Raw genomic sequence first — 8,942 nt, 5'->3', positions numbered from 1 at the left:
TTTGGGGGGGTTGGGTGTGTGTTCAAGGCGGTGGCGATGGTCGCCAGCACAGCTTCGGAATTACGCATCACATCATGGTTCCAGAAGCGGATCACGCGATAGCCTTCCCATTCGAGGAAAGCGGTGCGGTGCGCGTCTGCCGCCTCATCATGCTGGCCACCGTCCAGTTCGATGACCTGGCGGGCGGCATGGGAGGCGAAATCTGCGAAATAGGGGCCGATCGGGACCTGGCGGCGGAATTTTGCGCTGGGCAGCTTTTCGCGGAGGAGCTTCCATAGAAGTTTCTCTGCGTCGGCAGCGTTGCGGCGAAGTTCCCTCGCGCGGGCGATCGTCGGGTTTGGGGCCTTACCCCTCACCTTCCCACGCGGCTGCGCCGCGCGGGCCCCTTCCTCTCCCACAAGGGGAGAGGAAATTATCGGGTTACTGGCAGGCGAGGCACTCGTCATAGTCGGTGGTCTCGCCGATTTCGAATTTCGGGGCGTCAATCGTGTTGTCCGCTTCCACCCCGCCTGCGAAGCCGGCGCGCTGGACCGACTTGGAACGCAGATAGTAGAGCGACTTGATGCCCAGTTCCCATGCCCGATAGTGGAGCATGAGCAGGTCCCATTTTTCCACGTCGGCCGGGATGAACAGGTTCAGCGACTGCGCCTGATCGATATAGGGGGTGCGGTCGGCGGCCAGTTCGAGCAGCCAGCGCTGGTCGATTTCGAAGCTGGTCTTGAACGTGTCTTTTTCTTCCTGGCTGAGGAAGTCGAGATGCTGGACCGAGCCGCCCTTTTCGAGGATCGAGTTCCAGACGGCGGTCGAGTCCTTCGCCTTTTCGACCAGCAGCTTTTCCAGATAGGGGTTCTTGACCGCAAAGCTGCCGGACAGCGTCTTGTGGGTGTAGATGTTCGCCGGGATCGGCTCGATGCAGGCAGATGTGCCGCCGCAGATGATGCTGATCGACGCGGTGGGCGCGATCGCCATCTTGCAGCTGAAACGCTCCATCACGCCCATGTCGGCTGCGTCCGGGCACGGTCCGCGCTCGACCGCCAGCTGCATCGACGCTTCGGCCGCCTTTTCGCTGATATGCTTGAAGATGCGCAGGTTCCACGACTTGGCCATCGCACCCTCGAAGGGAAGGCCCCGGGCCTGGAGGAAGGAGTGGAACCCCATCACCCCCAGGCCCACCGACCGTTCACGGCTCGCACTATATTTCGCCCGCGCCATTTCCGGCGGCGCGCGGTCGATATAGTCCTGCAGCACATTGTCGAGGAAGCGCATGACATCCTCGACAAACTGCCTGTCGTCCTTCCACTCATCCCATGTTTCGAGATTGAGCGAGGAGAGACAGCAGACGGCCGTGCGGTCATTGCCGAGATGGTCGCGACCCGTCGGCAAAGTGATTTCGGAGCAAAGGTTCGAGGTCGATACCTTGAGGCCCAGATCGCGGTGATGCTTGGGCATCGTGCGGTTCACGGTGTCGTTGAAGACGATGTAAGGCTCGCCGGTGGCGAGGCGGACCTCCACCAGCTTCTGGAACAGGGCGCGGGCGTTGACGCTGCCGCGCACCGAGCCGTCCTTGGGGCTGCGCAGGGCGAATTCCTTGCCGTCGCGCATCGCCTCCATGAACTCGTCGGTCAGGAGGACGCCGTGGTGCAGGTTCAGCGCCTTGCGGTTGAAGTCGCCGGACGTCTTGCGGATTTCGAGAAACTCCTCGATCTCCGGGTGAGAGATGTCGAGATAGCAGGCGGCCGAACCGCGGCGCAGCGACCCCTGCGAAATGGCGAGGGTCAGCGAGTCCATCACCCGGACGAAGGGGATGATGCCGCTGGTCTTGCCGTTGAGGCCCACCGGCTCGCCAATGCCGCGCACATTGCCCCAATAGGTGCCGATGCCGCCGCCGCGCGAGGCGAGCCAGACATTCTCGTTCCAGGTGTTGACGATGCCCTCCAGGCTGTCGTCGACGCTGTTGAGATAGCAGCTGATCGGCAGGCCGCGGCCGGTGCCGCCGTTCGACAGGACGGGCGTGGCGGGCATGAACCAGAGGCGCGAAATATAGTCATAGACGCGCTGGGCATGATCGGCGTCGTCGGCATAGGCGGCCGCGACGCGGGCGAACAGGTCCTGATAGCTTTCGCCGGGCAGCAGATAGCGGTCCCGAAGCGTTTCCTTGCCGAATTCGGTCAGCAGCGCGTCGCGGCTGGCGTCGGTCACGACATGGAAGCGGCGCTCCTGCACGCTGGACGAAGTCAGGGGCGGCGAAGAAATCGGGTCCGGGCCGGGAACGGCATCAGCCTTGGGCTGCGGAGCCTCTTTCTTGTCCGTCACGGTTTCGACCACTTCGTCAATCACGGTTGCCACGTCGCTTGCACTCACCTGTTCGCTGTCTCGAAAATCCATACCAGCCCCCGAATGTTCCTGTTTCGTTCGATTCGGTCAAGCCGTTGCCGGCCAAGCCGAAAGAACTTAGCATTTTCGACCCGGTCAGACACGGAGATGGGGCCAGCAGAACCGATCGCAAGGGCAAAAACTCCCTCCCTCCAGGAACCAGCCCGGTTGGCGCGATCACAATCTGTTGGGTAACCCCCGTTAACCCGATACAAGGGATAGTGCCACAGCCGCATTTGCTTGCAAGGGGGTAAATGACAGTTCGGGGACTCGGTTCGCCGCTGCACCGACTCATTTCATCGATGGTTCGCAACGGTGCGTCGCAGCGACGCATGGAATTCCCTAGCGTCCAAAAAACGCAAGAGGACAATTGCGCGCGCAAAATAAATTTGGCTTGCCAAGCGATTGCGGGATTCGCCGATTCAGTCCGCAAGCGTGGACAGGGATCAGTGACAAGATATGGTGCTGCATCTCCCCGCCTGCGCGGTTGAGGTGCCGTCATCCGGCCCCGCGCGCATCGTCAGGGCCTGTACGACCGTCCGAGAGGTGCCCCGCGATGATTCTCTATTATCACCCGCTCTCATCCTATTGCTGGAAGGTGCTGATCGCCCTTTACGAAAATGCCATCATGTTCGAGCCGAAGATGCTGGACGATCCGGCCACGGCCCAAGCATGGCTGACGCTATGGCCGCTCGGCAAGTTCCCACTGCTGCGCGATGAGGCGCGGGGGAACACCGTGGCGGAGGCCAGCATCATCATCGAATATCTGGGGCAGCATTGCCCCGGCCCGTTCCGGCCGATCCCTCAGGATGAGGGGGCGGCGCTGGAGGTGCGGCTGATGGACCGGCTGTTCGACAATTATGTAATGACTCCGGTACAGGCGCTGGTCGGCGACCGGATTCGGCCCGAAGGGGTGCCGCGCGATCCCTACGGCGCCGATCAGGCGCGGGCGACGCTGAAGAAAGCCTATGCGGTGCTTGAGGAGCGGATGAGGGCGCGGCGCTGGGCGGCGGGAGAAGAGTTCACGCTGGCAGACTGCGCGGCGGCCCCTTCGCTCTTTTACGCGGACAGGATTGAGCCGATGCGCCGCGGCTTTCCAGCGCTCTCCGCCTATATGGAGCGGGTAGAGGCGCGGGAGAGCTTCGCACGGGTGCTGCGGGAAAAGGAGCCGGTGTGGCATATGTTCCCCTTTGCCAATGGGTGAACGCCATCTGGACTCGGGCCGCCAAAGGCCTATAGCCCCGCCTGCATGGACCCGCCGTGCAGGGCGGGCCGCAAATATGGGAACCAGGGTAGATGACCGTCATCAAGACCGCCGATCTGATCGAGAGCGTTGCCGACGCGCTCCAGTTCATCAGCTATTATCATCCGATGGACTATATCCGCGCGCTGGGCAAAGCCTATGACGCCGAAGCCAATCCGGCGGCCAAGGACGCCATCGCCCAGATCCTGACCAACAGCCGCATGTGCGCCGAAGGGCATCGCCCGATCTGTCAGGACACCGGCATCGTCAACGTCTTCATCAAATGGGGCATGGAGTGCCGGCTGGACGACAACAGCCGCTCGATGCAGGAGGTCGTCGACGAGGGCGTGCGCAAGGCTTATCTGAACCCGGAAAACCGCCTGCGCGCCTCGATCCTGAAGGACCCCGCCTTCAGCCGCGTCAACACCAAGGACAACACGCCCTGCGTGCTGAATGTCGAGATGGTGCCGGGCAACAAGGTGACCGTCGACGTCGCGGCCAAGGGCGGCGGCTCCGAGAACAAGACCAAGTTCAAGATGATGAACCCCAGCGATTCCATCGTCGACTGGGTGCTGGAAATGGTGCCGCAAATGGGTGCCGGCTGGTGCCCGCCGGGCATGCTGGGCATCGGCATTGGCGGCACGGCGGAAAAGGCCGTGGCGCTGGCCAAGGAATCGCTGATGGAGCCTATCGACATGGGCGAACTCAAGGCGCGCGGCCCGCAGAATGAGATTGAGAAGCTGCGCATCGAGATTTTCGACAAGGTCAATGCGCTCGGCATCGGCGCGCAGGGTCTGGGCGGCCTCGCGACCGTGCTGGACGTCAAGATCTACGACTATCCCTGCCATGCGGCGGGCAAGCCGGTGGCGATGATCCCCAATTGCGCGGCGACGCGTCACGCGCATTTCACGCTGGACGGCTCCGGCCCGGCCTATCTGGAGGCGCCCAAGCTCTCCGAATGGCCGCAGGTCGACTGGAAGCCGAGCAAGGAAGCGATCCGCGTCGATCTCGATACGCTGACGCCCGAAGTCGTGCAGAGCTGGAAGCATGGCGACCGCCTGCTGCTGAACGGCAAGATGCTGACCGGCCGCGACGCCGCGCACAAGCGGATCGCCGACATGCTGGCCGCTGGCGAGGAACTGCCGGTCGATTTCAAGGGCCGCGTCATCTATTATGTCGGCCCGGTCGATCCGGTGCGCGACGAAGTGGTCGGCCCGGCCGGTCCGACGACCGCGACCCGCATGGACAAGTTCATGGACATGATGCTGGAACAGGGCCTCGCCGCCTGCGTCGGCAAGGCCGAGCGCGGTCCGGCGGCGACCGACAGCATCGCGAAGCATAAGAGCGCTTACCTCATGGCGGTCGGCGGGGCAGCCTATCTGGTGGCCCGCGCGATCAAGGCGGCCAAGGTGGTCGGCTTCGAGGATCTCGGCATGGGAGCCATTTACGAGTTCGAGGTGCAGGACATGCCGGTCACCGTCGCCGTCGACAGCGAAGGCCAGAATGTCCACCGCCTCGCCCCGCTGGTGTGGCAGGAGAAGATCAGGAAGGAGCATCTGCTCGAAGGCGCATGAGCGCTTCCCTTCCTTCGTGGATTTTGGACGCGCCGCCCGGACTTCGAGCGGCGCGTTTTTTTGTTGGCACGAGTATCGATATGAGCTTTCCGATCTGGTTGCCCGCGACATTGATGGCGGGCGGGGTGCAGGCCTGGCGAACGGCGGTGCAGCGGCGCGTAAGCCATAGCCTGTCGCTCAACGCCGCCGGACTGGTGCGCTATCTTTACGGGCTGCCCTTCACGATCCTGCTGCTGGGCGGATATCGGCTGCTTTTCCCCGGCCCCCTCCCCTCGCCCGATCCGTCGTTCCTTCTGTTTTGCCTGGCCGGGGGGCTGGCGCAGATCATCGCCACCAACCTGCTGATCATGGCCTTCGCCCATCGCAATTTCGTCGTCGGCACAGCCTATTCCAAGACCGAGGCGGTGCAGGGCGCCATCCTGTCCTTCCTGTTGATGGGGGAGCGGCTGCACCCGCTGGCCTGGGCCGGGATCGGCTGCGGCGTCATGGGGGTCATGCTGCTGTCGACCGGGGGCAGGCGGATGGGACCGCTGGACTTCCTCCGCGCTCTTAGCCAGCCCGCGGCGCTCACCGGCATCGCGTCGGGCTTTTTCTTCGCGCTGACCGCGATCGGCATCCGGCGCGCGACGCAGCAGGTGGGCGGTCCTGATCCGATCCTCGCCGCGCTGGTCGTGCTGGTGGCGACGGTGAGCGCGCAGACGGTGATGCAGGGCGGCTATGTGCTGCTGCGCGAGCGCGAGCAGATGGTCAGGGTCTTTCAGAGCTGGCGCGTTTCGGGGCAGGTCGGGCTGCTGTCCTCGCTGGGATCGGCCTGCTGGTTCAGCGGTTTTGCCACCGCACCGGTCGCGCTGGTGCGGATCGTCGGACAGATCGAGGTCGCCTTCACCCTGGGCTTTGGCCATTTCTACCTCGGCGAGCGGATGGCGCGCAGCGAGATCATGGGGCTGATGCTGGTGGCGAGCGGCGTGGTGCTGGCGCTGATGGGATCCCTGTAACGGCCGGGCGCATCGATAACGCTTCTTTTACCATCGTCCGATAGCCCGATCCTCGTGGAAAATCAGGCGAGAAACCGGAACGTCGAGCAGGCGGTGATGAAGGTGGCCAAATTGTCTGGCGACCTGGGCATCCGCACGCTCGATTTGCAGGCGGACATCAGCGAACTGGCTGGCCGCGTCACCCATCAGGCCCGCACGATCGAGGCGATCAGCGGCGCTGCGGCGCAATTGTCGCGGGACGGCGAGAGCGTGTCGCTTGCCGGGCAGGATGCGCGGGAAAAGGCGGTCGCGGCGCGCGGCATCATCCATGATTCGGGCCGGCAGCTGTCGGACGCCAACGCCAATTTCGTCGACCTGATCGAACGGGTGGGCAGCGTTCATGCGCAGCTGGATGGCTTCCGCGAAGCCCTCAAGACCGTCGCCCATGTCACCAGCGTCATCAGCGGCATCGCCAGCCAGACCAATTTGCTGGCGCTCAACGCCACGATAGAGGCGGCGCGGGCGGGCGACGCCGGGCGCGGCTTTGCCGTGGTGGCGGCGGAGGTGAAGAAGCTGGCGCAGGAAACCGCGTCGGCCACCCAGACCATCGAACAGTCGATCGGCGCGCTGACCGGCGAAGCGGGCAAGATGCTGGAGGGCATCACCCACGGCGCGGAAACGGCGCGCACCGCCCTGTCGGACACCAAGAATATCGAACAGCTGGTCGAGCGGCTGGGGTCGCTGATGGGCGATCTGTCCAGCAACAGCGAGGCGGTGGCGCAGCGGATCGCGTCGATGGTCGGTTCGGCGGGCGAGATCAGGACCGGGCTGCTGGCGCTGGCCAGTACGTCGACCGACAATGCGGGCGGGCTGCAAAGGCTGTCGGGGCGGATTTCCACCGCCAGCGACGACACCAACCAGTTGCTGCAACTGGTCGCGGAAAGCGGCGTCGACATTCCGGATTCGCCCTATATCGACTTCTGCCTCGACGCCGCGCAGGCAGTGAGCGGGGCGATCGAGCAGGCGCTGACGGAAGGCAGCCTGACCGAAGCCGGGCTGTTCAGCGAATTTTACGCGCCGATCCCCGGCACGCAGCCGCCCCAATATAGCCATCCGGTCCAGCCGGTGCTGATCCCGGCGGCGCGGGTCTGGCAGGAAAAGGCGCGGCGCTTTGCCGGGCTGTTCGGCATGACCTTCACCGACCGCAACAGTTTCGGCGCGGTGGCCATGCCCGAACGATCCCATCCGCAGCGGCCGGGCGACGACCTTTGGAACATGGAACATTCGCGGCAGGGGGTGATCTTCGATTTCCCCGACACGCGGGAGCAGTGCAGGATCACCGATCCCTTCTGCATCAAGGCCTATCGCCGTCTGACCGCCGAGGGCGAGGTGATCCTGCTGAAGCAGGTCATCGCCTCCATCCACGTTCGCGGCAGACATTGGGGGATTTTGCAGATGGCCTATCAGGATCAGGGATAGGCGCGGTTCAGGGGCGGCAGGCGGTCAGTTTGAGCCGAAGTTCACAGTGTACGCGCGCGTGCCCGGGCGCGCGTATGCAGGGGTGCGATCTGGCAGACGTTTCAAAGAGCGACGCGGGATAGGCCCGTCCGTGCGAAATAGGACAGGCTTAATCGCCTCCTGTTGGAGAAATAGGATATTTTCTTCGGGCGGCTGTGACCATGGGGGCACGCATGATCCTGAACCAGCGATCTCGGCCGTCGTCGGACGGTAGGGCCTGAGTCCGGAAGCGACCAATTTTTGCCATTCCGCCGCAGAATTTTCTTGCCCGATTGCGGACGTTGGAAGCTTGGGCCAGAACATCTCAGCTAACGCCATCGGATCGGACTGTTAAATGCCGCAACGTGTGAAGCTGGGCGATGTTTTTCTCATTCCGATTGATCAAGGGCGCAACGGCCTTGGACAGATCGTGGGTGACTGGAAGGGTGAACTCTACATCGTTGTCTTTGACAAGGTCGTGAACGACGATATCGCGGTTGCAACCGTGGATGGAGCCGCGATCCAACTTGCAGTCCTTACTCTCGACGCCAAGCTGCATCGCGGAGATTGGCGCATTATCGGCAATTATCAAAATAATTTGGGCACCATTCCCCAACCTTGGTTCAAAGTCAGCCAAGGTACGGAGATGTATATCGAGGCGCGTGATCGATCATATACCCGCAAGGCCACATCATCGGAGGATGCCATGTTGCGACTTCGGACGGTGGTTGCTCCCGTTCGATTAGAAACGGCTCTAAAGGCCATGCATGGTATTGGAAATTGGCACTCGCGCTTTGACAATCTCAAAGCCGACTATGCTGTCGAAACAGCAAAAGCTATCGTACCTTAAGTCTGGTTTTCGGCGGTAGCGGGCTAATAACAGACGTTCCGCTACCCACCCATCAAGGACCCGCCCCACGGATAAATGGCAATCCGCCTAAGCCCTTGCCGCCGCACTGATCCGCGCTATGTCCATCCCCGTCATCATTGCGGGAGACGGCATGGGCCGCATCATCGGGAAAATCGCGAAAAACGCGGGGGTTGCGCTGCTGTTTCTGGTGGTGGCGCTCTGTCTGGCGATCACCATCGTTCCGCCCTTCCTCGACCGCATCTATTATGAAGGGCCGGTCAGCCATCATTATGACGGCCGCCGCTTCTTCAATCCCGATGGCGAGATCCAGTTTCCCGCCCCGCCGGGCAGCAACCGGCGCGGCTTCATCGCGCGCTGGCTGATCGGGCAGGACGACCGGCCGGAATGGCCCGATGCGGTGGCGGTGAAGC

General features: G+C 63.1%; 7 protein-coding genes and 1 pseudogene. 6 read left to right on the top strand and 2 right to left on the bottom strand.

All coding sequences use genetic code 11. The features are described 5' to 3' along the window. On the bottom strand, positions 1–356 hold a 356-nt coding region (locus tag ACFC3J_RS20820; protein WP_375197900.1), incomplete at its 3' end, for an endonuclease domain-containing protein. 64 nt (positions 357–420) lie between these two features. Beyond that, on the bottom strand, positions 421–2,385 hold the full coding sequence (locus ACFC3J_RS20815) for a ribonucleoside-diphosphate reductase subunit alpha (RefSeq protein ID WP_375197899.1): 1,965 nt from the start codon (positions 2,383–2,385) through the stop codon (positions 421–423). Positions 2,386–2,929: 544 nt separating this feature from the next. On the opposite strand from ACFC3J_RS20815, the gene ACFC3J_RS20810 reads away from it, so the two are divergent. From ACFC3J_RS20810 to ACFC3J_RS20785, 6 genes and pseudogenes are all read left to right on the top strand, one after another. Continuing rightward, the gene (locus tag ACFC3J_RS20810; RefSeq protein ID WP_375197898.1) at positions 2,930–3,577 is read left to right on the top strand and encodes a glutathione S-transferase family protein; all 648 of its coding nucleotides are present in this window, start codon (positions 2,930–2,932) and stop codon (positions 3,575–3,577) included. A 92-nt stretch (positions 3,578–3,669) separates the two neighbouring features. Then, a complete protein-coding gene (locus tag ACFC3J_RS20805) occupies positions 3,670–5,190 on the top strand; it encodes a fumarate hydratase (protein ID WP_375197897.1) in 1,521 nt (506 codons plus the stop codon). 80 nt (positions 5,191–5,270) lie between these two features. Then, positions 5,271–6,185: a DMT family transporter gene (locus ACFC3J_RS20800; protein ID WP_375197896.1), complete on the top strand. Its 915-nt coding sequence runs from the start codon at positions 5,271–5,273 to the stop codon at positions 6,183–6,185. A gap of 96 nt (positions 6,186–6,281) precedes the next feature. Further along, positions 6,282–7,643: a methyl-accepting chemotaxis protein gene (locus ACFC3J_RS20795; RefSeq protein WP_375197901.1), complete on the top strand. Its 1,362-nt coding sequence runs from the start codon at positions 6,282–6,284 to the stop codon at positions 7,641–7,643. A gap of 373 nt (positions 7,644–8,016) precedes the next feature. Then, positions 8,017–8,511 carry an Imm26 family immunity protein gene (locus ACFC3J_RS20790; RefSeq protein WP_375197895.1) on the top strand — a complete coding sequence of 165 codons (495 nt, stop codon included), beginning with the start codon at positions 8,017–8,019 and terminating at the stop codon, positions 8,509–8,511. A 151-nt stretch (positions 8,512–8,662) separates the two neighbouring features. Further along, positions 8,663–8,942 (top strand): annotated as a pseudogene (locus tag ACFC3J_RS20785) (hydrolase); the annotation flags it as partial.

This window comes from Sphingobium sp. (assembly GCF_041987595.1).
Lineage (GTDB): Bacteria > Pseudomonadota > Alphaproteobacteria > Sphingomonadales > Sphingomonadaceae > Sphingobium.
The sequence above is the reverse complement of the archived record's forward strand: the minus strand, read 5'-3'. Positions and strand labels throughout refer to the sequence as shown.